General features: G+C 72.6%; 25 protein-coding genes. 5 read left to right on the top strand and 20 right to left on the bottom strand.

Features of this window, described 5'->3' with window-relative positions; translation table 11 throughout:
- Positions 1–28 precede the first annotated feature (28 nt).
- From ACYVF4_RS07615 to ACYVF4_RS07605, 3 genes are all read right to left on the bottom strand, one after another.
- Positions 29–631, bottom strand: a complete 603-nt coding sequence (locus ACYVF4_RS07615) for an FMN-binding negative transcriptional regulator (protein ID WP_460721374.1) — start codon at positions 629–631, stop codon at positions 29–31.
- Between the two features lie 63 nt (positions 632–694).
- Complete coding sequence (locus ACYVF4_RS07610) at positions 695–1,711, bottom strand: zinc-dependent alcohol dehydrogenase family protein (protein WP_460721372.1); 1,017 nt, start codon at positions 1,709–1,711, stop codon at positions 695–697.
- Between the two features lie 207 nt (positions 1,712–1,918).
- Positions 1,919–2,221 carry a thioredoxin domain-containing protein gene (locus tag ACYVF4_RS07605; RefSeq protein WP_460721370.1) on the bottom strand — a complete coding sequence of 101 codons (303 nt, stop codon included), beginning with the start codon at positions 2,219–2,221 and terminating at the stop codon, positions 1,919–1,921.
- A 268-nt stretch (positions 2,222–2,489) separates the two neighbouring features.
- Between ACYVF4_RS07605 and ACYVF4_RS07600 the strand changes: the two genes are divergently transcribed.
- A complete protein-coding gene (locus ACYVF4_RS07600; protein WP_460721368.1) occupies positions 2,490–3,887 on the top strand; it encodes a serine/threonine-protein kinase in 1,398 nt (465 codons plus the stop codon).
- A gap of 27 nt (positions 3,888–3,914) precedes the next feature.
- On the opposite strand, the gene ACYVF4_RS07595 is transcribed toward ACYVF4_RS07600, so the two are convergent.
- On the bottom strand, positions 3,915–4,637 hold the full coding sequence (locus ACYVF4_RS07595) for a cation transporter (RefSeq protein WP_460721366.1): 723 nt from the start codon (positions 4,635–4,637) through the stop codon (positions 3,915–3,917).
- Positions 4,634–4,969: a Cd(II)/Pb(II)-sensing metalloregulatory transcriptional regulator CmtR gene (gene cmtR, locus ACYVF4_RS07590; RefSeq protein WP_460721364.1), complete on the bottom strand. Its 336-nt coding sequence runs from the start codon at positions 4,967–4,969 to the stop codon at positions 4,634–4,636. Before cmtR ends, ACYVF4_RS07595 begins: the two co-directional genes overlap by 4 nt.
- A gap of 78 nt (positions 4,970–5,047) precedes the next feature.
- On the opposite strand from cmtR, the gene ACYVF4_RS07585 reads away from it, so the two are divergent.
- Positions 5,048–5,839, top strand: a complete 792-nt coding sequence (locus ACYVF4_RS07585) for a RibD family protein (protein WP_460721362.1) — start codon at positions 5,048–5,050, stop codon at positions 5,837–5,839.
- Here ACYVF4_RS07585 and ACYVF4_RS07580 read toward each other — a convergent pair.
- The 7 genes from ACYVF4_RS07580 to ACYVF4_RS07550 all read right to left on the bottom strand — a co-directional run bounded on the left by ACYVF4_RS07580 (position 5,756) and on the right by ACYVF4_RS07550 (position 11,437).
- Positions 5,756–6,796: a lysylphosphatidylglycerol synthase transmembrane domain-containing protein gene (locus ACYVF4_RS07580; protein ID WP_460721361.1), complete on the bottom strand. Its 1,041-nt coding sequence runs from the start codon at positions 6,794–6,796 to the stop codon at positions 5,756–5,758. The two genes, ACYVF4_RS07585 and ACYVF4_RS07580, sit on opposite strands and share 84 nt — an antisense overlap.
- Positions 6,763–7,581, bottom strand: a complete 819-nt coding sequence (locus tag ACYVF4_RS07575; RefSeq protein WP_460721359.1) for a class I SAM-dependent methyltransferase — start codon at positions 7,579–7,581, stop codon at positions 6,763–6,765. Before ACYVF4_RS07575 ends, ACYVF4_RS07580 begins: the two co-directional genes overlap by 34 nt.
- Positions 7,575–8,645: a glycosyltransferase family 4 protein gene (locus ACYVF4_RS07570; RefSeq protein ID WP_460721357.1), complete on the bottom strand. Its 1,071-nt coding sequence runs from the start codon at positions 8,643–8,645 to the stop codon at positions 7,575–7,577. The genes ACYVF4_RS07575 and ACYVF4_RS07570 overlap by 7 nt, the downstream gene beginning before the upstream one ends.
- Entirely contained in the window at positions 8,620–9,006 is a 387-nt protein-coding gene (locus tag ACYVF4_RS07565) for a 6-pyruvoyl trahydropterin synthase family protein (protein WP_460721355.1), read from the bottom strand. Before ACYVF4_RS07565 ends, ACYVF4_RS07570 begins: the two co-directional genes overlap by 26 nt.
- 189 nt (positions 9,007–9,195) lie before the next feature.
- Complete coding sequence (locus ACYVF4_RS07560; RefSeq protein WP_460721352.1) at positions 9,196–10,182, bottom strand: zinc-dependent alcohol dehydrogenase; 987 nt, start codon at positions 10,180–10,182, stop codon at positions 9,196–9,198.
- A complete protein-coding gene (locus ACYVF4_RS07555; RefSeq protein ID WP_460721350.1) occupies positions 10,179–10,661 on the bottom strand; it encodes a hypothetical protein in 483 nt (160 codons plus the stop codon). Before ACYVF4_RS07555 ends, ACYVF4_RS07560 begins: the two co-directional genes overlap by 4 nt.
- Positions 10,658–11,437, bottom strand: coding sequence for a CDP-alcohol phosphatidyltransferase family protein (locus ACYVF4_RS07550; RefSeq protein ID WP_460721348.1), 780 nt, complete (start codon positions 11,435–11,437; stop codon positions 10,658–10,660). Before ACYVF4_RS07550 ends, ACYVF4_RS07555 begins: the two co-directional genes overlap by 4 nt.
- Positions 11,438–11,524: 87 nt before the next feature.
- On the opposite strand from ACYVF4_RS07550, the gene ACYVF4_RS07545 reads away from it, so the two are divergent.
- Positions 11,525–12,010 carry a GNAT family N-acetyltransferase gene (locus ACYVF4_RS07545; RefSeq protein WP_460721347.1) on the top strand — a complete coding sequence of 162 codons (486 nt, stop codon included), beginning with the start codon at positions 11,525–11,527 and terminating at the stop codon, positions 12,008–12,010.
- A 13-nt stretch (positions 12,011–12,023) separates the two neighbouring features.
- Here ACYVF4_RS07545 and ACYVF4_RS07540 read toward each other — a convergent pair whose 3' ends face one another.
- From ACYVF4_RS07540 to ACYVF4_RS07530, 3 genes are read right to left on the bottom strand one after another with little or no spacing between them, the layout of a single operon-like run.
- The gene (locus tag ACYVF4_RS07540; RefSeq protein WP_460721346.1) at positions 12,024–12,368 is read right to left on the bottom strand and encodes a type II toxin-antitoxin system PemK/MazF family toxin; all 345 of its coding nucleotides are present in this window, start codon (positions 12,366–12,368) and stop codon (positions 12,024–12,026) included.
- Positions 12,365–12,598 (bottom strand): ribbon-helix-helix protein, encoded by a 234-nt coding sequence (locus ACYVF4_RS07535; protein ID WP_460721345.1) that lies wholly within the window; start codon positions 12,596–12,598, stop codon positions 12,365–12,367. Before ACYVF4_RS07535 ends, ACYVF4_RS07540 begins: the two co-directional genes overlap by 4 nt.
- A 38-nt stretch (positions 12,599–12,636) precedes the next feature.
- Positions 12,637–13,068 carry a VOC family protein gene (locus ACYVF4_RS07530; protein ID WP_460721344.1) on the bottom strand — a complete coding sequence of 144 codons (432 nt, stop codon included), beginning with the start codon at positions 13,066–13,068 and terminating at the stop codon, positions 12,637–12,639.
- A gap of 197 nt (positions 13,069–13,265) precedes the next feature.
- Between ACYVF4_RS07530 and ACYVF4_RS07525 the strand changes: the two genes are divergently transcribed.
- A complete protein-coding gene (locus tag ACYVF4_RS07525) occupies positions 13,266–14,510 on the top strand; it encodes a phosphotransferase (RefSeq protein WP_460721342.1) in 1,245 nt (414 codons plus the stop codon).
- A 1-nt stretch (position 14,511) separates the two neighbouring features.
- Here the strand turns inward: ACYVF4_RS07525 and treS are convergent, their stop codons facing one another.
- The 5 genes from treS to dnaB all read right to left on the bottom strand — a co-directional run bounded on the left by treS (position 14,512) and on the right by dnaB (position 20,273).
- The gene (gene treS, locus ACYVF4_RS07520) at positions 14,512–16,818 is read right to left on the bottom strand and encodes a maltose alpha-D-glucosyltransferase (RefSeq protein WP_460721340.1); all 2,307 of its coding nucleotides are present in this window, start codon (positions 16,816–16,818) and stop codon (positions 14,512–14,514) included.
- Between the two features lie 62 nt (positions 16,819–16,880).
- Positions 16,881–17,810, bottom strand: a complete 930-nt coding sequence (locus ACYVF4_RS07515; protein WP_460721338.1) for a hypothetical protein — start codon at positions 17,808–17,810, stop codon at positions 16,881–16,883.
- Between the two features lie 94 nt (positions 17,811–17,904).
- The gene (locus tag ACYVF4_RS07510; RefSeq protein WP_460721336.1) at positions 17,905–18,174 is read right to left on the bottom strand and encodes a hypothetical protein; all 270 of its coding nucleotides are present in this window, start codon (positions 18,172–18,174) and stop codon (positions 17,905–17,907) included.
- Between the two features lie 74 nt (positions 18,175–18,248).
- Positions 18,249–18,857, bottom strand: a complete 609-nt coding sequence (locus ACYVF4_RS07505) for a GyrI-like domain-containing protein (protein ID WP_460721334.1) — start codon at positions 18,855–18,857, stop codon at positions 18,249–18,251.
- A gap of 45 nt (positions 18,858–18,902) precedes the next feature.
- Positions 18,903–20,273: a replicative DNA helicase gene (gene dnaB / locus ACYVF4_RS07500; RefSeq protein ID WP_460721332.1), complete on the bottom strand. Its 1,371-nt coding sequence runs from the start codon at positions 20,271–20,273 to the stop codon at positions 18,903–18,905.
- Between the two features lie 458 nt (positions 20,274–20,731).
- On the opposite strand from dnaB, the gene ACYVF4_RS07495 reads away from it, so the two are divergent.
- Positions 20,732–21,646, top strand: coding sequence for a hypothetical protein (locus tag ACYVF4_RS07495; protein ID WP_460721330.1), 915 nt, complete (start codon positions 20,732–20,734; stop codon positions 21,644–21,646).

Here is a 21,646-nt window from a genome sequence, read left to right as displayed (position 1 = left end):
TCGACGGATGCCGGTGCGGACCGCCCCGTCAGCGCTCCTGCACGCGCCGCATCTCGGCGGCAAGCTCGGGGTTGGTGCCTTCGAGCCGCGCGGCGACGTCCGCCTGGACCTCGGCGGGCTTGTTCTGACTGAGCTTCGCGCGCGCGTCGAAGCGGTCCACCCGCATCCGCAGGCCCACCGTCCCCCTCGCCATGCGGCGGGTGCCCGCCTCGTCCTCGGCGAGGCTGCGGCCGCCGGGGTGATGCTTCTCGAAGTGGTCGGTGAGCCGGCTGAGCATCGCGTAGTTCTCGTCCTCGCCGAGCACCTCGGGCGTGCCGTACAGGTGTGCCGTGAGGTGGTTCCACGTGGGCACGACCTGCCCCTCGGGATACCAGCTGGGCGAGACGTAGTCGTGCGGGCCCTGGATGATCACGAGCATCTCGTGCTCTCCGAGCTCGTGCAGCTCCTCGTCCGGACGGCCGAAGTGGCTGACGATGACGATGCCGTCGGCATCCTCATCGAGCAGCACGGGATAGTGCGAGGCGACCAGCCCCGTACGCGCCGCCGACACGAACGTCGCCCACGGGTGCCGGCGGATGAGCCGGCGCACCTCGTCCGGGTCGGTCATCAGGAAGCGCGGCGTGTGGCGCATCGGGGTCTTCCTTCGGTTCGGGATGCCGGTGGGCTCGCGCGTCGGCGCCCCACCGGCATCCGATCACATGGTCAGCAGCGCCTTGATGGCGCGGCGCTCGTCCATCGCACGGTACGCCTCGGCGGCGTCGGCGAGGGGCACCTGCAGATCGAAGACGCGGCCGGGGTCGATCCGGCGGTCCCAGATGAGCTGGATGAGCTCGGGCAGGAAGCGACGCACCGGCGCGGGGCCGCCGTGCAGGTGGACGAGCGACATGAACATCTCGCGGCCGTCGAGCGAGACGTCGTGCGAGACGCCGACGAAGCCGACGTGGCCGCCGGGGCGGGTCGCGCGGATCGCCTGCGTCATCGACTCCTGCGTGCCGACCGCCTCGATCACGCTGTCGGCGCCGAGCCCGTCGGTGAGCTCCTTGATGCGGGCCACGCCCTCGTCGCCGCGTTCCTCGACGATGTCGGTGGCGCCGAACTCGCGCGCGAGAGCCTGCCGGTCGGCGTGGCGCGACATGGCGATGATGCGCTCGGCACCCAGCTGCTTCGCGGCCAGGATACCGAGGAGGCCCACCGCGCCGTCACCGACGACTGCGACGGTCTTGCCCGGTCCGGCCTCGGCGGCGACGGCGGCGAACCAGCCGGTGCCGAGCACGTCCGATGCGGCCAGCAGCGACGGGATCAGGTCGGGGTCGGGCTGACCGGGCGTGGCGACGAGCGTGCCGTCGGCGAGCGCCACGCGCATGTACTCGGCCTGCGAGCCGCCGACGCCCTTCCGGTGCACGCAGCCGGTGTGGTAGCCGGCGCGGCAGATCTCGCACGTGCCGTCCGAGGCGAAGAAGGAACCGACGACGAAGTCGCCGGGCTTCACCGTGGTGACCTCGTCACCCACCTGCTCGACGGTGCCGCAGTATTCGTGTCCCATCGCGCGCGGCTCGGACACCGCGTCCGCGCCGCGGTACGGCCACAGGTCCGATCCGCACACGCACGCGGCGGCGAGCTTGATCACGGCGTCGGTCGGCTGCTCGATGGCGGGGCGGTCGCGCTCTTCGACGCGGATGTCGCGCGGGCCGTACAGGATCGTGGCTTTCATCCCCCCAGCATCCCCCGGTTTGCCCCTCTCGCGGCGCGCGGAACGCTCGGCTTTCGGTGACCGGGTCGCCCGTTCGGTGTCCGGATCACGTGATGCGCACGAGATCACCCGGTGTTTCCGGTCCGTACCGGGTGATCTCGTGCAGATCACGTGATCTGGTGGTCAAGAAGAGGGGAAGTGACCGGATGCCGGGGAGCCGGCATCCGGTCATCTGTGCGCGGCGAGCGCCTCGCTGAGCCCGGTGACCGACGGCAGACCGGCCAGGCCGGTCTCGGTGACGTACACCCTGCAGGCGAGATCGGCCGTCGGAGCCCCGCCGAACGGATCCGCGCCGTCGAGCAGGATCGTCGGCGACCCGGCGAATCCCGCGGCGACCGCCTCATCGGGCGTCGTGATGAGGCGCACCGCGATGTCGGCGTCGATTCCGAGATCGCCGACCGCGTCGCGCACTCGGCGCTCGGCCTCACGCCAGTTCGGGCACTCCTCGATGTGCAGGATCTCGATGTGCATGCGACCAGCCTGCCACCGCCGCCGGGCGGGACGGAATGCGGCTCGGCGCAGTCGGGGCTGCTTCCCGGGCCAGATCACGTGATACGTACCAAAGCACCCGCTGTTTCCGGTCCGCAGCGGGTGATCTCGTACGCATCACGTGATCCGGTCACCCAGACAGACAGGGGGTCCGGCACGCGCGGAGCTGTCAAGTGCCGGGCGCAAGCGCAGGTGGGCGGGATAACGTGAAGGGTCGTCCGCCGCGCCCGCGGCGCCTGGACGGAGGAAGATGACCGACGCGAGTCTGCCCCCCGATCACGTCACCGGAGAGACCCTCGACGGCCGTTACCGCCTCATCGAGCGGATCGGCGAGGGCGGAATGGCGCGCGTGTACCGCGCCGAAGACACCGCACTCGGCCGCACCGTCGCGATCAAGGTGCTGCGCGGGCCGTCCGGCGACCTGCAGGTCATCGAGCGCGCGCGCTCCGAGACGACGCTGCTGGCCTCACTCAACCACCACGCCCTCGTCACGCTGTACGACGCGCGCATCGACGACGACGCCGGCGGCTACCTCGTCATGGAGTACGTCGACGGCATCACCCTGCGCGACCTCATGGCCCGCGGCCCCGTCGAGCCGCGCGAGCTCGCCGGCATCGCCACCGACCTCGCCGAGGCGCTGCAATACGCCCACGACGCCGGGATCGTCCACCGCGACATCAAGCCCGGCAACGTCCTGCTCTCGGCATCGCCGCGACCCGACCGGGAGTGGCGGGCGAAGCTCGCGGACTTCGGCATCGCGCACCTGCTGGATTCCGACCGCGTCACCACCCCGGGCCTCATCGTCGGCACCATGGCCTACCTCGCCCCCGAGCAGGCCCGCGGCGCCGCGCCCGCGCCGTCGGCCGACATCTACGCGTTCGGCCTCATGCTGCTCGAGGCGCTCACCGGCTCCCGCGCGTTCGGCGACGCTGAGGGCATGGCCGCCGTGACCGCACGACTGGCCGCTCCCCCGGTCATCCCCGAGACCGTCGCACCGGCGTGGCACGATCTGCTGCGGCGCATGACCGCCATGATCCCGGCGGACCGTCCCACGGCGATCGAAGTCGCCCTCGCCGTCGAACAGGCAAGATCAGCGGATGCCGGTGCCCCCGGTAGCCGGGACACCGCCGTCACGCGGGTGATGCCCGCCGGGCTCGCCGCCTCGGGCATGCCGCCGCTTCCGGCTGTGCCCGCCGCGGTCGCGGCCGCGGGCATCGGCGCCGCGGCGGGCGCCGCCGCCAACGCCGCCGCAGGACCGGGCGCCGGAGCGACCCAGGCCACCACCGTCCTCGAAGAGCGCGCGGGCGCGGCTGCCGCGGGCGCGGCTCCGGCGTCCGCGAGAACGCGCTCGGGAGGATTGCCCCGTCGTGCGGCGCTCATCGCGGGCGCGATCGCGCTGCTGCTCGTCCTCGGCGTGGTGCTCGCGGTGCTGTGGGCGGGCTCGCTCGCGCCGGCGCCCGCCACAACCCCGACGCCGACGTCGACGGCCACCCCCACGCCGACGCCCACGCCGGAACCCGAGCCCGCACCACCGGCGGACGACGACGGCGATGACGACGGCGGCAACGACAACAGCGGGCCGGGCAACAACAGCGGCAACAACGGCGACGACAAGGGCAAAGGCAAGGGCAAGAACAAGGACGACTGACAGCCGTCGTCGGCGGGAGCTGCCGGGTCAGCGCCCGTCGTGGTCGTGCGGGCCGTGGTCGTGCCGGTCGTGCTCGTGCCCGTCGTGCTCGTCGTCGAGCGGCATCCCCACGGACGTCGCGCACGCGTCGCCCCGCCACGCCTCGATGCCCTCGCGGACGGCGAAGCCGGCGATGACGAGAGCGGCGATCGGGTCGACCCACCACCAGCCCAGCAGGCTGTTGAGCAACAGTCCCACGAGCACGGCACCCGACAGGTACGCGCAGATCAGCGTCTGCTTCGAGTCGGCGACCGCGGTGGCGGAGCCAAGTTCGCGGCCCGTCCGGCGCTCGACGAACGACAGCACCGGCATCGCCACCACGCTCACCGCGGTCAGCGCGATGCCGACCGGAGAGTGCTCGGCCTCGACACCCGCGGTCAGTGCCAGCACAGAGGATGCAGACACCCACGCCGCCAGCGCGAAGAACGCCACCGCGATGACACGCAGTGTCGGCCGCTCCCACCGCTCGGGGTCGCGCCGGGTGAACTGCCAGGCGACGGCGGCGGCCGACAGCACCTCGATCGTCGAATCCAGCCCGAAGCCGATCAGAGCGACCGACGACGCCACCGTCCCGGCCGAGATCGCCACGATCGCCTCGATCACGTTGTACGAGATGGTCGCAGCGACGATCCAGCGGATGCGGCGCTGATGCACCCCGCGACGGCTGTCGACCGGTGGGCCTCCGCCGGCGCGGGTCCCCGCGCCGCTCATGCGCGGCACTCGCACGCCGGGTCGACGCAGGGCATGCCGTCCTCGACCGCGACGACCGCCTCGAGCAGCTGCCGCAGACCCTGCGAGAGGTGCGGGTCGGCTATCTCGTAGCGGGTGCGGCGACCCTCGGGCGTAGCGACGACGAGCCCGCAGCCGCGCAGGCACGACAGGTGGTTCGACACATTCGCCCGGGTGAGCTCGAGCGAGTCCGCGAGCTCGGCCGGGTAGCCGGGTGCCTCGAGCAGGCTCAGCAGGATGCGGGAGCGCGTGGGATCCGCCATCGCCCGCCCGAGGCGGTTCATGACGTCCAGGCGTGTGGTCACGGTCAGCACACGGAAGACTATACAGCGACCGCTGAACAATCGCCGCCCGCCCGGCCCACGACGGCATTGCCGGTCTACCCTGGGAGGATGGCGCCCACCACCGACGGAGGATCATCGCCGTCTGGGGCGCCCGCCGACCCGGACGCCGGCACGTGGCGCCACATCCTCGCGGGTGACACCACCGACGACGACGACATCTGCGCGCTCTACGGTCACCTCGTCCGCACCGAGGGCCGCGTCGCGATCGGCCAGCTCGGCCAGAGCCTGGACGGATTCATCGCCGCGCGCACGGGAGACGCGTGCTTCGTCACGGGCGAAGAGGACCGCCGCCACCTGCACCGGCTGCGCGCCCTCGTCGACGCCGTCGTCATAGGGTGGCGTACCGTCCGCAACGACGACCCGCGGCTGACCGTCCGCGCCGTCGCCGGGCGGAACCCCACCCGCGTGATCCTGGATCCCGACGCGCGCATCCCGCACGCATCGGGAGTCCTCACCGACGGCGCGGCGCCCACCGTCTGGGTCGTGGATGCCGGCACCGACGTCCCGCTCGATCTCGCCGGCCATGTCGAGGTCCTCCCCCTTCCCCGGGTGCGCGAACTCCCGCCGCGGGAGCTGCTCGACGTCCTCGCCGCGCGCGGCCTCGAGCGCGTGCTCGTCGAGGGCGGCGGCCTGACGATCTCGAGGTTCGTGCAGGCTCGGGCGCTCGACTGGCTCTACCTCACGACATCGCCGATGCTCATCGGCGACGGGATTCCCGGCATCCGCTTCGATGGTGAGGACCGTCTCGCCGACGCGCTACGCGGCCGGGTCCGCCGCTTCACGTTCGGCGAGGACATCTGCACCGAGTTCGCCTTCGGCCCGGCGCAGCCGCCGGCGTGACCGCGCGCGGCGGAGCTCGCGAACACGCGGAGCGAGGCGTGCCGCGACGATGACGGCTCCCGGCACGGTCGACCACAGCGCCAGGATGCCGTACCCCACCGACACCGCCACGCCCAGGCCCGGCGCGAGGCCGACGAGGCCGAACGCCCACGCGGCCGCCGCCTCGCGGGTCCCCCACCCGCCGACGCCGATCGGCACGGACATGCCGGCGATGGCGATGGACGCCAGCGCCGGAACCTGACCGGGCGGCACCGCGGGAGCCAGTGTGAGGATCGCGAGGACGAAGAGCCCCGCGAACGCCGCCCACCCCACGATCGACAGGGCGACGACCAGGGCGAGCTCGCCGAGCGACAGCGGGCGCAGCCACCGCCACGCGACGGCGGCCGCCACGATCGCCACGGTCAGAGTCACCGCCGCACCCGGCAGCGACAGCGGCACGAGCGCGACGGTCGCGGCGGCGAAGACGACCGCGGTGCCGACGAGGCGCTCCGCGGCGATCGCGGCGAACGCGCTCGCCAGGGCCCGGCGTCCGGCCGACACGGTGGCGTCGCTGGAGTCGTCGGCGCCGCGGACGAGGTCGCCGGCGAGGCCTCCGGGGAGCACGCTGTTTAGGAACGCCGCCTGCCAGCAGCGGGCGACCGCCGGCCCGACGCCGATGCGGATCGCGTGATGGCGGGCGACCGTGCGCCACCGCAGGGCCTGCGCGACGACGCCGACCCCGCCCAGGGCGAGCCCCGCGGGGAACATCCACCACGGCAGCGCCGACATCGCGTGGACCATCGGGGCCGGCCCCCACCGCCACACCATGAACCCCAGCAGCAGCACGGTCACCGCGAGCTGCGCGAGCGAGACGACGATGAGCCTGCGGCGGCCGCGATCGGGGGTCCCCGGCGCGCCGGCCCTGCCCCCGCGGGCGAGGACGCTCACGGCCGTGACCCGGCCGAGGCGGGCAGGCACCGCAGGTCCGTGTGCCCGACCCGGACGCGCAGGCCGGCGCGGTCGATGCCGGCCGTCCGAGCGGCGAGCCAGTCCGCGGCGACGGCGGCGAGTGCGGGGTCGTGCTCGACGGCGGCCTGGGCGCGGTCGGTCAGGTAGCGGCGCAGCAGCGGCGCCTCGCGGGCCGCGTCGAGCTGCCAGGCGGTGTCGATCGCGTCGACACGGCAGCCGCTGTCGCGGAGCAGCCCGGCAACGTGGGTGGCGGCATCCGGCCCGAGAATGCCGTCGCGACGCTGGTGGGCGTCGAACGCGGCCGCGATCGCCGTGTCGGCCGCGTGAGGCGGATCGAGCGCGACCTCGCCGGTGACGCTGAGACTCAGCAGTGCCACGGACCTCGCGCGGACGATCGCGTCGGCGAGGACCCGCGCGTCGTCGGGGGTGAGCAGATCGAGCAGGGCGGCGCACGTGACGAGGGCGGGGGCGCCCGCTGGAACGAGCGCGGGGAGCTCGTCGAGTGCGGCGACCCGCCGGGTCACCTCGACGACCCGCTCGGGCACGTCGGCGTCGACGGCATCCATGAGGTCGGCGTCGTGATCGACGAGGACCCACCGCTGCGGGAACGGCAGCCGCGGAGCGAGCCACGCGAGGTTCGAGCCGGTGCCCGCGCCCACATCGACGACGGTGACGACCTCTTCGGCGAGGGTGGCGGCGATGTCGTCGAGCCACGGCACGGTCGCCTCGCGCGCGCGATGGTCGGCGGCACGGCGCAGCGACAGCCAGTCGGCGGCGACGGGGCGGGTCACCATCCCTGCGCCGCCTGGAGCTCCTTCGCTGCGTCCGGCCACGTCCGGAGTCTAAGCCGCGCCGAGAGGGCCCGGCTCCGCCAACGGTGACGGATTGGTGGCTCGTCCAGCCACCGCGCGATCGCGTCCGCCCACGCTCCCGTGTCCCGCGGATCCAGCGCCGCGCCGGGAAGGTCGCTCCCCCCGGCGCCTGCGGCGAGGGCTTCGACCGCACCCGTCCCCGAGGCGACGAGACTCGGGATGCCGCGGGCCAGCGCCTCGGTCACCACCATGCCGTACGTCTCGGCGCGGGACGGCAGCAGCAGCAGGTCGGTTCGGTGCCAGAGCTCCGCGAGCTCGTCGCCGGCGACGGCGCCCCGCACGGCGGCGCGGGACCCGAGGATCCCCGCCGCCCGATCGATCTCGCGCGCATAGGCGGGGTCGGCGCCGCGGGGACCGGCGACCGTGACGGTCCACTCGCGACCGGTGAGGCGCGCGAGGGCCTCGAGGGCGACGACGGCGTTCTTGCGTGGGGTCTGCGCGCCGAGGATCAGCAGGTGGGCCGGATCGCTGCCGGCGGCGGGCGGAGCCGGCTCGACGCCCGGCGCGACGACGACGGCATCCACGCCGTACCGCGCGCGCAGGTCGTCCCGCGCCCACGCGCTCGTGCAGACGACGGCGTCCGCGGCGGCCAGCGCCGCCCGCTCGGCCGCGGCGAGTCGGTCGGCTTCGGCGGGGTCGAGCCCGGTCTCGGCAGGCAGGGGCAGGTGCACCAGGATCGATACGCGGATGCCGGCGGCCACGGCATCCGTGATCTCTTGCGGAGCCGCGCACGCGACGATGCCGTCCACGAGCACGTCGGACGCGGAGCGCAGCGCCCCGGCGAGCGCTGCGCGGTCGGACGGACGGGGGTGCGGCCACGCGCCGGGGAGCGTCCGCTCGGCCACGTCGACGTCGGCGGCGCGCAGGGCGCCGAGGACGCGGGCGTTGTAGCGCGAGCCGCCGCTCGGACCGCCGAGGTCGCCCGGGACGAGGAACGCGCGAGATGCGGTCGGCGGGGGCTCAGCGGGCGGGGAGGTCGAGCTCATAGGTCACCCACGCGTCCGGATGCTCGCGGACGACCACATCGATGCGCGCGATGCCCGCATCGACGACGCGGTCGGCGAGTCCGTGGGCGATGTGCCGGGCGACGGCCTCGGTCGTGCTGAGGGTTCCGGCGAACGCGGCGTGCTCGTCGAGATTGGCGTAGCGCAGCGGCCCCAGGACCTCGCCCAGGTGACGGCCGGCCTCGCCGATGTCGAGGACGACGTTGTGCGCGTCGAGGTCACGCCGGCGCCAGGTCGCCTCGACGACGAGGGTCGCGCCGTGCAGCCCCTGCGCGGGGCCGAAGAACGCGTCGGGAAGGCTGTGGGCGATCATGATGTGGTCGCGGACGGTCAGGCCGAACATCGGTGTCCTCTCGGTCGTCGTCTCAGGCTACGGGTGGAGGAGCCGAGCCCGGCCGGTTCGTCGAGACATGGGATCCGCCGCGATACCGAGGACGTCGCCTCCGGTCTCGCCCGGCATCCCGTGGTTCGCACAGCGGACACGCGGTGCGCAGCGGACGGGCCGCCCCCGCCACCCGCACACGCGCGCGCGTCACGCCCCGGCGCCGGGGTAACGGACGGCGACGCAGCCGGCGCCCCGCTCGAGGTCGCCGAACGCCGCGTCGATGCCGGCGAAGTCGACCTCGGACGCGATGAGCGCGTCGAAGGCGTCGTCGGCGAGCAGCGACAGCGCGAAGGCGCGACGTGCGGCGAGGTCGCGGCGGTGACGGCGGGCGGCTCCGACGCGGCCGACCTGGCTCGCGATGATCCGCAGCCGGCGCGAGTGGAAGTCCTCGCCGAGGGGCAGGCGCGGTGCGCGGTCTCCGAACCACGACAGCTCCACCAGGTCGGCGTCGTCGCCGAGCAGCGCCAGGGCGGTCGCGGCGCCCGCCTCGGACGCCGACGCGTGGAAGACCAGGTCGCAGTCCGCCGCGGCATCCGCCGGAGAGACCGTCTCGAGACCCACCGCCGCCAGCTGCTCCCGCCGCGCGGGATCGGCGTCGACGACCTGCAGGCGGGCGAGAGGGTAGCGGCGCAGCAGCAGAGCCGCAGCGCCGCCGACGAGTCCCGCGCCGACGACGGCGATGCGGTCGCCCGCGCACGGCGGTGCGTCCCACAGGGCGTTCAGGGCGGTCTCGACGGCGCCGGTCAGCACGGCACGGCGCGAGGGCACGTCGTCGGGCACCGGCAGCAGGCTGTCGGCGGGGACGACGAAGCGGTCCTGGTGCGGATGCAGGCTGAACACCCGCCTGCCGATCAGCTCGGCGGGCCCGTCCTCGACGACGCCGACGGCGAGGTAGCCGTATTTCACCGGGAACGGGAAGTCGCCGGCCTGGAACGGCGCCCGCATGCGATCCCGCTGCGACGGGGGGACCTCGCCCCGCCGCACGAGCAGCTCGGTGCCGCGGCTGATCCCGCTGTACAGGGTGCGGACGAGCGCGTCGCCGGCACGCGGGGCGGGCAGCTGCTCGGTGCGCAGCTCGCCGAGGCCGGGTGCGGTCGCCCAGTACGCCGTGGCGGTGACGGATGCCGTGGTCACAGGCCCCCCGCTCGCAGACCGGCCTCGAGGCCCGCCACGGTGACTCCGCGCCACACCGACGAGGCTCCGGTGTGTCCCAGCAGCACCGTGAACACCGTCGCGACCAGCCCGGCGACACCCGCGAGGACGCCCGCCCACCGCGTGGCCTGCCCGGCGAGGCGCGGCGGCTGGGGCCGGCGCGACAGGATGAGCAGCGCGTACCAGGCGCCCGCGAACACGCCGAACACGATGGCCGCCGTGAGTCCCGGGTCCGCCCACGCCATGTGCTCGTAGGGCGTGCCGACCACGGCGGCGAGCGCGGTGCCGGTGCGGTGCGCGATGAAGAACGCCACCGCTCCGGCGAGCGCCATGCCCGCACCGACGGCGCCGATCTGCACGCGGACGCGCGCCCACGCGACGGCTGTGATGACGAGCAGGGTCGCCACGGGAACGAAGATGACCGCCACGTGGACGATCAGGGGATGCAGGGGCGGGTTCACGGTCGCTCCATTCGGGTTCCGCGGGTGGCGGGCGGCGCCGTAGCGCCCCGCTCGAGGGTGACGACGTCGCGTCCGAAGGACGCCACGAGCAGAACGAGCGCGAGGGCGACCGCGAGCACCGCGAGCGGGACCGGCACGATCGGCAGCAGCGCGACGAGCAGCGCGATGCCCTGGAGGGCGGCGACCACCCGCCGGAACTGGCTGAACGCCAGCTCCCCGCCGAGCCGCGGTCGCACCCACGCCGCGGCGACGAAGAGGTAGCGCATGGCGCCGATCGCGAGCACCCACCAGCCGACCGTCGGCGCGGCCAGCACCGAGAGGACGAGCAGCAGCGCGGCATCCGACTCCATGTCGAGCCGCGCGCCCGCGGCGCTGGACGTCCCGGTTCGGCGGGCGACGTAGCCGTCGACGGCGTCGAGCGCGAGGGCGACTCCGACGATGACGGCGACGAGCCACGTCCGGGTAGGCAGGTCGCCGGCGAGCATCAGCACCGTCGCCGTGGCGAGCACGCCGGTCAGGGCGACCCGGCCGAGCGTGACACGGTCGGCCGGCGTGATCACCGGAGGCCGGCGCCGCAGCAGCGCGACCGAGGCGACGACCGGCACGACGAGCCCCGCGAGGACCGCGGTGACGGCGAGGGCTGACGGCGGAGCGACCGCGATGACCCACGCGGCCTCGGCGGCCAGCGGCAGGGCGAACAGCAGCGCCGCGGTCACGCGCACGTCGGCGCGGCCGGCCCGGAGTCCGGCGGGCTCCGTCGCGGCGCGCGCACGCATGCTGTCACCCTAGACCGGGCCGGCCCCGTGCGGCCGGTACGGTCGAGGCATGACCGGGATGCCGACTCCTTCCCTCGGCTCGTCGGTGTGAGCGTCCGGCTGGAGCAGGTCGCCGTCGATGATCCGCGCGCGGTGGCGCTGCGCGCCCTGCTCGACGAGGACCTGCACGCGCGGTACGCGCCGCTCAACGCCGGCGAGTCCGACGAGCGCCGCGCCAAGCGGCAGGCGGCGCTGCACACTCCGGACGATCAGGTCTTCGCGACGTGGATCGCCGTCGGTGACGACGGGGAACCGCTCGGCCATGTGATGCTGCGGCGCCTCGGGAAGGAATGGGAGCTCAAGCGGCTCGTCGTCGCCCCGCACGGCCGGCGCCGCGGCGTGGGGATGGCGCTCACCCACGCCGTCGTTCGGCGCGCCCGCGCCGAGGGCGCGCGACGGCTGATCCTGCAGACCGGTGACCCGCAGCCGGAGTCCGTGGCGCTGTACACCGCCGCCGGCTTCACCGCGATTCCGGCGTACGAGCCCTACGCCGAGACGATGCCGGACTCCCGCTGCTTCGAGCTCGTCCTCTGAGGCGGCCGCGGGCCTACAGGTCGAGGAAGTCTCCCAGCCACATCCGCACGTCAGCCAGGCAGCCGCCGGAGACTTCGCCCGCGACCGCCGTGATCCGATCACGGGACAGCGTGCGGGGTTGCTCCGTCATCACCCACGACGGGCGATCGAGGCCGCTGGGCCCCTCGATGCGGATGTGGTTCGGCCACCCCCGATCCGTGGTGGTGATCGGCAGGATGATGACCAGCGTGGTCACCGCATCCAGGTACCCGGCTGAGGCGATCACGAGCACGGGGCGATGACCGCCTTGCTCGCGCCCGCGGACCGGCTCGAGCGCCGCCCAGGCGACGACTCCTGGCGCGAGTTCGTCCGTCGTCACGGCTCGTCGGAGAGTTCGGCGCGCTCCCAGTCGGCGGCTTCCGCGACGTACGCGGCGGCGTCCTCTGCGGCCGAGGCTCCGATCGCCACCTTCAGTGCGTGCAGCCGCAATCGTCGATCCTCGGCGTCGGCGAGGTGGGCGAGGTGCGCCCCGAGAGTACGTCCATCGCGCGCGGCCTGTGCCTTGAGCCGGTCGCGCAGGTCATCGCTGACCTTGATGGTGGTGGTCATACCGCGAGTATACCGAGCGGTCGGCGCGTTCTTTCTGGTCACTGCAGGCAGAACTCATTCCCCTCGGGATCGCGGAGCTGGTAGTAGTACTCCGGCCACGGCCCCCACGACTGGTCGACGAGGCGGACGACCTCGGCACCGAGGGCGACCAGGCGGTCCTTCTCGGCCTCGAGCTCGTCGCGTGTCGGACGCCGACCCGGGGTCGCGCTGATGTCCAGATGCAGGCGGTTCCGCCCCGCCTTCGCCTCGGACGCGTGGTGGAAGAACAGCCGCGGACCCGGATCGCCCTCGGGCGGCTGCGCGAGACCCCGCTTGCCGAGATCGTCCTCGGTCAGCCCGGCGGCGAGCAGCTGGCTGCGCAGCGGCTCCTCCCACTCCACCGGCGGATAGTGGAAGACCGCCGCCCAGAACCGCGCAAGCCGAGGCGGGTCGTCGGCGTAGAAGACGATGTTGCCGAGCTTCGATGACATGACTGCCTCCTGGATCGCTGGCTGCCCGCGACGCTACACCCGGCATCCGACACCCCGCAGGCAGCCCGCACGCAGCCCGCAGCCACCCCGCTCACAGCCCGCAGAAGACAGCCGCGGCCTATCGACGGGGCCATACGACACGCGACATCATGAGTCCACCCCCTGCGGCGGGGCCGGATGCACGGTAAGAGTGGAGTGTGAGGTTCACAGACGATCTCGGCGCCTGGGTGGCGCAGCAGCGGTGGTACGCGGGCAAGAGCCATGCCCCACGATTCCGGATCCTCGACACGCAACCCGCGCCCGAGGCGACGCGGTACCTCGTGATGGACGAAGCCGGCCGCCTGCCGACGCTCTATCACCTGCCCCTCTCGCGGGTCGCCGAGGCGCCCGACCCGCAGGCGGTCGTCAGCCGGGACGGCGACGAATACCTCGTCGACGCCACACGGCACGCGCCGTTCGCGACGGCGATGCTCGCGCAGATGGGCGTCGACGTCAGTAGTGTGACCGGATGCCGGACCCTGACCGGCGAGCAGTCGAACACCTCGATCGTGTTCGACGAGGACGGGCAGCCGACGATCATCCTCAAGCTCTTCCGCGCCCTGCACCACGGCGAGAACCCTGATGTGACGGTGCAGCGCGTGCTGAGCCGGGCCGGGTCGCCGTACGTGCCGCGCTTCCTCGGCAGCCTCGACGGCGAGTGGCCCGACGTCGGCCGCGAGTCCGGCGTCGCGCACGGCACGCTCGGCTTCGCGCAGGAGTTCCTGCCCGGGGTGCGGGACGGCTGGGCGGTCGCGCTCGACGTCGCTCGCGAGGGGCACGACTTCACCGGCGCCGCACGCGACCTCGGCACCGCCCTCGCGGGCGTGCACGCCGACCTGGGCGCGGCGCTCGAGACGACGGATGCCGGCCCCGACCAGGTCGCCGCGGTCGGCACCGCGTGGCGCCGGCGGCTGTCGATCGCCGCGACCGAGGTCCCCGCCGTCGCCGACCGGCGTGACGCGATCGAGGCGGTCTACCGGGCCGCGCTGGAGCGCCCGTGGCCGCGGCTGCAGCGGATCCACGGCGATCTGCACCTGGGTCAGGTGCTCGCGGTGCCCCACGGCGGCTGGCGGATCGTGGACTTCGAGGGCGAGCCGCTGCGGCCCATGGCCGAGCGCGCGATCCCCGATCTGCCGCCGCGCGACGTCGCCGGCATGCTGCGCTCGTTCGACTACGCCAGTGCCGTCGCGGCGGGGCCGGGTGCAGCCGCCTGGGCGACCGCGTGCCGCGCGGCGTTCCTCGAGGGGTATGCCGGAGCCGCGGCATCCGTCGAACTCGACCCCGTGCTGCTGCGCGCACTCGTGCTCGACAAGGCCGTGTACGAGTCGATCTACGAAGCCCGCAACCGGCCCAGCTGGCTGCCGGTGCCGCTCGCGGGGATCGACGCCGCGCTGGCGGCCTGACCTACTCGGCCTCGTCCGCCTCGACCGGGTTCAGCACCAGGAAGAGCGCGCCGTACCCGGGCAGCGACACCGAGAAGCTGCGCAGGTCGTCGACGTGCCCGACGACGTCGCCGGTCGCCGCGTCGACCACCTCGCTGGCCGGAACCAGCTGCTCGGAGCGGACGGTCCCCTCGGTCGGCTCCTGCGAGAAGTTCAGCACCGTCACCTGCATGGGCGCGTCGGCGTGCGGGTCGCCGCCGTCCAGGCGGTGGACGAGTACGAGCATTCCGGCGTGGGCGACTTCGGGGATGTCGACCTGGGATGCCGTGGCGATACCGTGCTCGCGACGAAGTCGCAGGATGTCGGCGAGGCGGGACGCGAAGGACTCCGGGTCCTCCAGCTGAGCGGGCAGCGCCCCGTACAGCGACCGCCCGCGCGGCATCCCGGCCGCGGAGCGCGTGGCGTTCGGGTCGACGTCGAGCAGGTCGTGGGCGCCGCGCTCGATCCAGCGGGTGTCGCCCGCGGCGATGAGGTCGGCGACGTCGCCCGCGGGCAGGGTGAGCATGCCCGTGAGGTCCCACCCCGAGAGGGCGAAGACGCCGGGCTGCCAGGCGTTGTAGGCGCACAGCAGCAGGTGCGCGTCGCGGATGGCGGGGATGTGCTCGTCGGTGACGTCGTCGAGCCGCGCGATGCCGCGGGTCGCGGCGATGAGCGACGTCGCCGTGCAGGCGATGCCGTTCTGGGTGAAGACGCGGTTGAAGTCGGCGGTGCCGGTGAGCGCCTCGGTGAGGTCGGCGCGGATCTCTTCTGCCAGCTCGGTGCCGGTGATCTCGCGACCGCGGAAGCGGTAGAGCTCGGTGTCGGGCCGGGTCGCCCAGTGGACGAGCTCGTAGGTGAGCTCGTCGTGGTTCTGCAGGCCGTGGACCAGTTGCACCGGCTGCACGCCGAGCTGCAGCGAGGTGGTCAGCGCGAGCCGCAGGAACTCGGTGTGCCCGGTCGCCAGGGCGTGGTGGTAGCCGGGACGGCCGATGAAGTCGTACGACAGGTCGGCGCCGACGGCCCCCGTGTCGCGGATGTCCTCGATGGTGAGGTTGAGCTCCTGGAAGGTGAAGCCGCCGACCTTTCGCACCATACCGGCGATGATGTGGTTCGCCGCGTGCGACAGCGGATGGCCCTCGGACCACGCCGGCAGTCCCTCGGTGCTCTTCTCGACGCCCAGGAAGCCGTTGGCGTCCAGGCGGAGCGCGCTCGTGCCGAGCTCGCCGAGGGAGTGCAGGGCGTCGCCGATCACGAGGCGCATGCCGGCGAAGGTCGGGTCGAGCCAGTTGATCGACGGCTGGCCCTGCTTGAAGTAGTGCAGGTACACCCAGCGACGCGTGACGCCGTCGGGGCCGAGGACGGCGTCAGTGGCGCTCCAGTTCGTCTCCTTCACCCCCGGCGTGTAGAAGATGACGCGCTGCAGCGCACCGATGATGTACCCGCGCTCGGCGAGCTCGTGCTCGGTCGCGGGGTCCAGGTTGACGCTGTCGACCCCCTCGGGCACGTCGGGCAGCAGCTCCCAGTCCTCGGGCGGGATCTCGACCATGTGGTAGATCCCGGGGTAGTCCTTGAAGCCCATCTCGGCCAGGCGGAAGTCGGCTCCCTTGCCGGTGTGGCCGGGGACGATGTCGTCGATGATGCTGCCGCCGTGCGTGTCGGCGGTGTCGCACAGTGCGCGGAACTCGTCCTCGGTGCCGAACGCCGGGTCGATCTGCGTGCTGATGCGGTCGAAGTGGCCGTCGACGCTGGGGGTGTCCAGCCATCCGGCGATGCCGCCGGCACGCTTGACGGGGCCGGTGTGGATCGCACTGATCCCGATGCGCTCGAACGTCGCCCACAGCTCGTCGTCGCCGAGCGCCGACAGGAACGACTGCCCGGGACGGGTGATGAGCGAGATCGGATACGCGGTGAACCACGCGTCGCTCGTCTCGATCGCGCGACGCGCGTCAGGGCGCGCGTAGGCGTGCCGCCACATGGTGGGCTGCCCCGACAGCTGCCGCGCCAGCACGTCGGCATCCTTCAGCATCGATTGACGCACCAGCCACTCGACATACGAGGGATTGGTTCCGTTCGCGGTGCGCGGGTCGGTACGGATGCGGCGCACGCTGCTGCCGCGCAGGTTGTCGCGCGGGCGCAGCCGGCGCGGGCGCGCGGGATACCGCTGCTCGTCGTAGCTGATCTCGGGGATCTCGGGGGTCTCGTGATCGGGGTCGTCACCCTCGATCGCTTGGATGCCTGCCAGGTCGATCGGGCCGGTGTACAGGTCCTCGGGGTGCTCGTCGCGCGCCATCCCCCCACGCTATTCATCCCGGGCGCTGGGTGCGAGTGGCTGGTGCGGGATGTCCGCAGCGACTATGGCGCGGAGTCGAGGAAGCTGACGGGCGCGTCGGCGATCGCGAGGCCCGATGACCGCACCGCTTGTTCGAGGGCCGGATGCCGGTCGCCCGGCGCATCCAGCTGTACGGCGCCGTCGCCACCGGCGGTGTCGTCCTGCGCCACCCAGAACGCGCGGGCGCCGAGGTCTGCCAGCCGCGCGAGAAGAGTGGCGTAGCCGCCGGCATCGCCCGGAGCGAGCGTGAGGCCGAGATTCGGCGCGTTGACCTCGACGACGTGGCCGGCGTCGAGTCCGGCGGCGCCGCGCAGCACCTCGGCGTCCTCGACCAGCGGCAGCAGGCGGTCCAGCGCGAGCTGCTCGTCGTAGGTCGTCTCGACGAGCGCGAAGACACCGTCACCCCAGACCGCGGGCTGCACGCGCAGCCCGGGGGCGAGGCGTCCCAGCTGCTCGACGAAGCCCTCGGCGTCGAAGCCGAAGTGCGGGCAGGCCGGGATGCCGTCCGCCGGGTCGGCCGGGTCGGCGGGGTCGGGGTCGGCCGCGAGGACCGCCTCGGTCGAGCTCGGCAGCGGGACCCGGATCGACCACCCGACGGGATCGTCGTAGGCGCCGTCGCACGCGGCCCGCAGGACACCGCCGAGACCCTCTCTGCCGACGGTGACCGCGATCGACGTCATCGGCGTCGAGAAGGTGGGCGCCTCGACCCACCGTTCGGTCTCGACGCTGTCGACGTCCGGCAGCGCCGCGAGGTCGGCGGCGAACGCGTCGAGCTCGGCGCTGGGCCGGTCGAACCGCGTCTCGTCGACCGTCCACCCGAAGAGGACGGATCCGGCGATCACGGCGCCGACGGCACCCAGACCGAGGAGCACCTGCAGGGACCGCCGGCGGATCGTCCGCGGCCGCGGATGCGCCGCCCCCAGGCTCGCTTCCGGCACACGCGTGCTCGACATCGGCTCCCCCTTGTCCGCTGTGGGCCGACCCTACATCGGCGAGGCGCGGCGCGCTACGCCGTGGCCCGTGCGATCGCCGCCGTGGCTCGGATGCCTACCAGATCGTGCCGCCGCCGATCGAGATGCCACCCCACGTGAGCGCGATGAAGATGGCGGCGAAGACCACCGGGGCGATCCCCTTGCCGGTGCGCGCGAGGCCCTTCAGCAGCGCGATGACCGCGAGGATCGCCGCCACGATCGACAGGCCGCCGCCGAGGATCAGCCCGATGAAGAGCGGGATGGGCATCAGGATGAGTCCGGCCAGCGCGATCCAGAAGGCGGCCCATGCCGTGGGGTTCGAGCGACGTTCGACGGAAGCAGACATGAGGCCAGTATGTCTCGTCGCGGGCAGGCTGGCCGGTCGCGCCACGGACACGTCCGGCGTGCGTGTGCCGGGCTCTACGACCTCTCGACCGGTTGCCGGAGGATCGTGCGCAGCTTCGCCGGCTCGACCCGTCGAGCATCGCTGAGATAGATCTCGTGGTGCTTCCCGCGCATCGTCAAACCTGCGTGCGGGATGAAGCGATCATGCATCTCAGCCAGGACAGGAGCCTCGTCGTCGTACGAACCGACGTGGAGGGTCTGGACGCACAGTCCCTCAGAAAGGGTTTCCAGGCGTACGAGGTTGAGACGCGCGAGGCGATCCTTCTTCGCCACCGCGGTCACCGCCTGAGCGAATACGGCGGGCGTGATCCACGGCGGTGCCATGATCATGGCCGTCCACGACCATTGCGACTTGTCGCGTGCAGAGGTGAACGCGGCCATGTCGGCCGCCCACCACAGCGCTTCGAGCGGCGGCACGACGTAGTCCCGGCCGAGGTCGCTCTTGCTGAGGAACTTCAGCGTGAAGGCGAGGGGGTAGAGCGTTGCCAGCGCCGCGGCATAGTTCGTCGAGTTCGGGTCGCCGTGCCCGTCCGTCATCAGATACTGCGTCGGTGGGACGTCGACGACGCGGAACTCGCCGGGCTTCGCGCGGTAGGGGTCGTCCCTCTTGAAGTCCACCTTCACGCCGCCAGTATCGCGGACGCATGTCGGCCGCAGGCCGACCGGGAGTCAGAGACCGACGGCCATGTCGGCGAAGCGCGAGAAGTGACCCTGGAAGGCGATCTCGAGATTCGCGGTCGGGCCGTTGCGGTGCTTGGCGACGATCAGGTCGGCCTCGCCGGGGCGGGTGTCCTTGTCGTAGACCGAGTCGCGGTGCAGCAGCACGACCATGTCGGCATCTTGCTCGATCGACCCCGACTCGCGCAGGTCGCTCACCTGCGGGCGCTTGTCGGTGCGCTGCTCAGGACCACGGTTCAGCTGCGACAGCGCGATCACCGGTACCTGCAGCTCTTTCGCCAGCAGCTTGAGCGCGCGCGAGAACTCGCTCACCTCCTGTTGACGCGACTCGACCTTCTTGCCGCTGGTCATCAGCTGCAGGTAGTCGATGATCACCATCTTCAGCCCCGCCCGCTGCTTGAGCCGGCGGCACTTGGCGCGGATCTCGACCAGAGTCATGTTGGGGCTGTCGTCGATGTAGAGAGGCGCGTCGTTGATGCGACCGCGGGTCGACGCGATGGTCGTCCAATCGCGGGAGTCCAGCGTTCCCTTGCGCATGTTCTGCAGCGGCACCGATCCCTCGGCGCTCATCAGGCGCATCGCGATCTCGCTGCGCCCCATCTCGAGCGAGAAGAAGATCGTCGGCATCTTGTGCTTGATCGCCGCGGCCCGGGCGAAGTCCAGGGCGAGCGTCGACTTGCCCATCGCGGGTCGCGCGGCCACGACGATCATCTGACCGGGATGCAGGCCGTTGGTCAGTTCGTCGAACTGCTGGAAGCCGGTCGGGATGCCGGTCATCTGCCCGTCGCGGCCGCGGGCCGCCTCGATCTCGTCGATCGCGGCGCCCACGGCGACCTCGAGCGGCACGTAGTCCTCGACCGTCTCGGCGCCGGTGACGCCGTAGATCTCGGCCTGGGCGTTGTTGACGAGGTCCACCGCATCGCCCTGACCGGCGTAACCCATCTGCACGATGCGCGTGCCGGCATCCACCAGTCGTCGAAGCAGCGCCCGCTCGGCGACGATCGAGCCGTAGTAGCCGGCGTTGGCGGCGGTGGGGACGATCGAGGTGAGGGTGTGCAGGTAGTCCGCGCCGCCGGCGCGCTGCAGCTCGCCCGTCTTGATCAGCTCATCGGTGACGGCGACGACGTCCGTCGGCTCGCCGTGCGAGTACAGCGAGAGGATGGCCTCGAAGATGACCTCGTGCTTGGGGATGTAGAAGTCCGACCCGCGCAAGGACTCGATGACGTCAGCGACGGCGTCCTTGGACAGCAGCATCCCGCCCAGCGCGCTCTGCTCGGCGAGCAGATCATGCGGAGGCGTGCGCTCGTGCTCACGCTCGCGCGGTGCCCCGAGTCGGTCCTCCGAGATGTCAGCGATCGACATTGCGTGAAGCACCTTCCCACCATCCGATGGCCATCCCCCCGATGGACCCTGGACCACGGTATGGATGGCCTCGGACAGGCGCAACATGGCCTGTGGATAACTATGTGGAGAGTCTGCGAGAAACGCCGTCGACCGTGTGGATAAGACCTGTGGACAACCGGTGGGGAGAACTTCGGATGCCGTCCCGGATACGCTCCTGACCTGGACATTGTCTTTTCACATGCTGTGGATGGATGCGAGGTTGAAGCTACGCTTGAAGGTTCCGCTAGGCCGCCGAGTTATACACAGATCATCGCGAAACTCAAGTCGTTCGAATGGGGGACAGATTCCGCCAGGGGGTGGACGATGGGGCGGTTCCCGTCTACAGTGTCTCGTTCCAGGCACCCCGGTATGCAGCCGTCAGCGGCTGCCGTACCCAGTGCCGCCCCGCAAGACGATCTTCGTCGTGGGAGGTGAACGTGGCACCGCCAGTCCGCACTGCCGTGCGGCTCGACTGTCCGGCTCTCGCCGCCGTCGGACTCGCGTTCGCCTGGATGTGCGGTGTCATCCTCTTCGGCGCCGCGAGCGATGCCTACGCCGGGGACGGACTCTTGGGCGACACGGTGTCGATCAGGGAAGCGGCCGATGCGCGTGACCCGGTGGCGGAGAGCGTCGCCGACGTCGCGCGGGGCTTCGCGGACGTGGAACAGGTCGTCGAGCCGGTGGAAGCGGTCGTGCCGAGTCCGGGGGCACCCGCGGACGTGTCGGATGTGCCTGCGGTCGCGCCCGATGTGCCTGCGGTCGCGCCCGTCGTGGAGGACGTCGCCCCGGCGGTGCGGAGTGCACCGGTCGTCGGCGCGGTCGTCGAGCCAGCCGTCACCGCGGTGTCCGGCGTCGCCGAGTCGGCGGACGACGCGGTGCGTGCCGTGATCGGCGGGGTCCGCGGCACGATCGATGTCGTCGAAGACGTGGTCGACGACCTCGTCGACAGGGATGCCGGCGGCCCGGGGACGAGTGCCCCTGTGGGTGACCTGCCATCTGACGGCGTCGCACCGGCCGCGCTCCCATCGCCCGCCGACGAGAGCGCCGTGGACGACGGGGCCGCCGCGGATGCGGCGGGCGTGCGGCGGACCGCGTCAGCGGGCGCGGCATCCGTCATCGTCTGGGTGAGTGGCGTGCCTGTGGACGTCGCCTCGCCGGCACCGCCGCCGCCTCTCGGGGGAGGACTCTGCCCCGCGCAGCTTTCCGCTTCATCGGGTTCCGCAGGCGGCGCGTGGGCGCTGCTCGCCGTGTTCCCCGTCGCCGCACACCGTGCCTGGGTGCGCCGGCGCGGAGCAGGCGACGACGGCCCGCCGCCGTCGCCGTTCTTCGACGGCGACGTTTCTCCCGACTGA

The organism is Microbacterium aureliae, assembly GCF_054780155.1.
Note: the sequence above shows the minus strand (reverse complement) of the source record. Positions and strands in the feature narration are given on the sequence as shown.

Bases quoted from the DNA above. Each gene is read 5' to 3' on its own strand.
- ACYVF4_RS07615 (WP_460721374.1), bottom strand. From the start codon at position 631: ATGCGCCACACGCCGCGCTTCCTGATGACCGACCCGGACGAGGTGCGC.
- ACYVF4_RS07600 (WP_460721368.1), top strand. From the start codon at position 2,490: ATGACCGACGCGAGTCTGCCCCCCGATCACGTCACCGGAGAGACCCTC.
- ACYVF4_RS07550 (WP_460721348.1), bottom strand. From the start codon at position 11,437: ATGCGTGCGCGCGCCGCGACGGAGCCCGCCGGACTCCGGGCCGGCCGC.
- ACYVF4_RS07535 (WP_460721345.1), bottom strand. From the start codon at position 12,598: ATGACCACCACCATCAAGGTCAGCGATGACCTGCGCGACCGGCTCAAG.
- ACYVF4_RS07595 (WP_460721366.1), bottom strand. From the start codon at position 4,637: ATGAGCGGCGCGGGGACCCGCGCCGGCGGAGGCCCACCGGTCGACAGC.
- ACYVF4_RS07565 (WP_460721355.1), bottom strand. From the start codon at position 9,006: ATGTTCGGCCTGACCGTCCGCGACCACATCATGATCGCCCACAGCCTT.
- ACYVF4_RS07570 (WP_460721357.1), bottom strand. From the start codon at position 8,645: ATGAGCTCGACCTCCCCGCCCGCTGAGCCCCCGCCGACCGCATCTCGC.
- ACYVF4_RS07530 (WP_460721344.1), bottom strand. From the start codon at position 13,068: ATGTCATCGAAGCTCGGCAACATCGTCTTCTACGCCGACGACCCGCCT.
- treS (WP_460721340.1), bottom strand. From the start codon at position 16,818: ATGGCGCGCGACGAGCACCCCGAGGACCTGTACACCGGCCCGATCGAC.
- ACYVF4_RS07605 (WP_460721370.1), bottom strand. From the start codon at position 2,221: ATGCACATCGAGATCCTGCACATCGAGGAGTGCCCGAACTGGCGTGAG.
- dnaB (WP_460721332.1), bottom strand. From the start codon at position 20,273: ATGTCGATCGCTGACATCTCGGAGGACCGACTCGGGGCACCGCGCGAG.
- ACYVF4_RS07575 (WP_460721359.1), bottom strand. From the start codon at position 7,581: ATGGTGACCCGCCCCGTCGCCGCCGACTGGCTGTCGCTGCGCCGTGCC.
- ACYVF4_RS07585 (WP_460721362.1), top strand. From the start codon at position 5,048: ATGGCGCCCACCACCGACGGAGGATCATCGCCGTCTGGGGCGCCCGCC.
- ACYVF4_RS07515 (WP_460721338.1), bottom strand. From the start codon at position 17,810: ATGTCGAGCACGCGTGTGCCGGAAGCGAGCCTGGGGGCGGCGCATCCG.
- ACYVF4_RS07610 (WP_460721372.1), bottom strand. From the start codon at position 1,711: ATGAAAGCCACGATCCTGTACGGCCCGCGCGACATCCGCGTCGAAGAG.
- ACYVF4_RS07510 (WP_460721336.1), bottom strand. From the start codon at position 18,174: ATGTCTGCTTCCGTCGAACGTCGCTCGAACCCCACGGCATGGGCCGCC.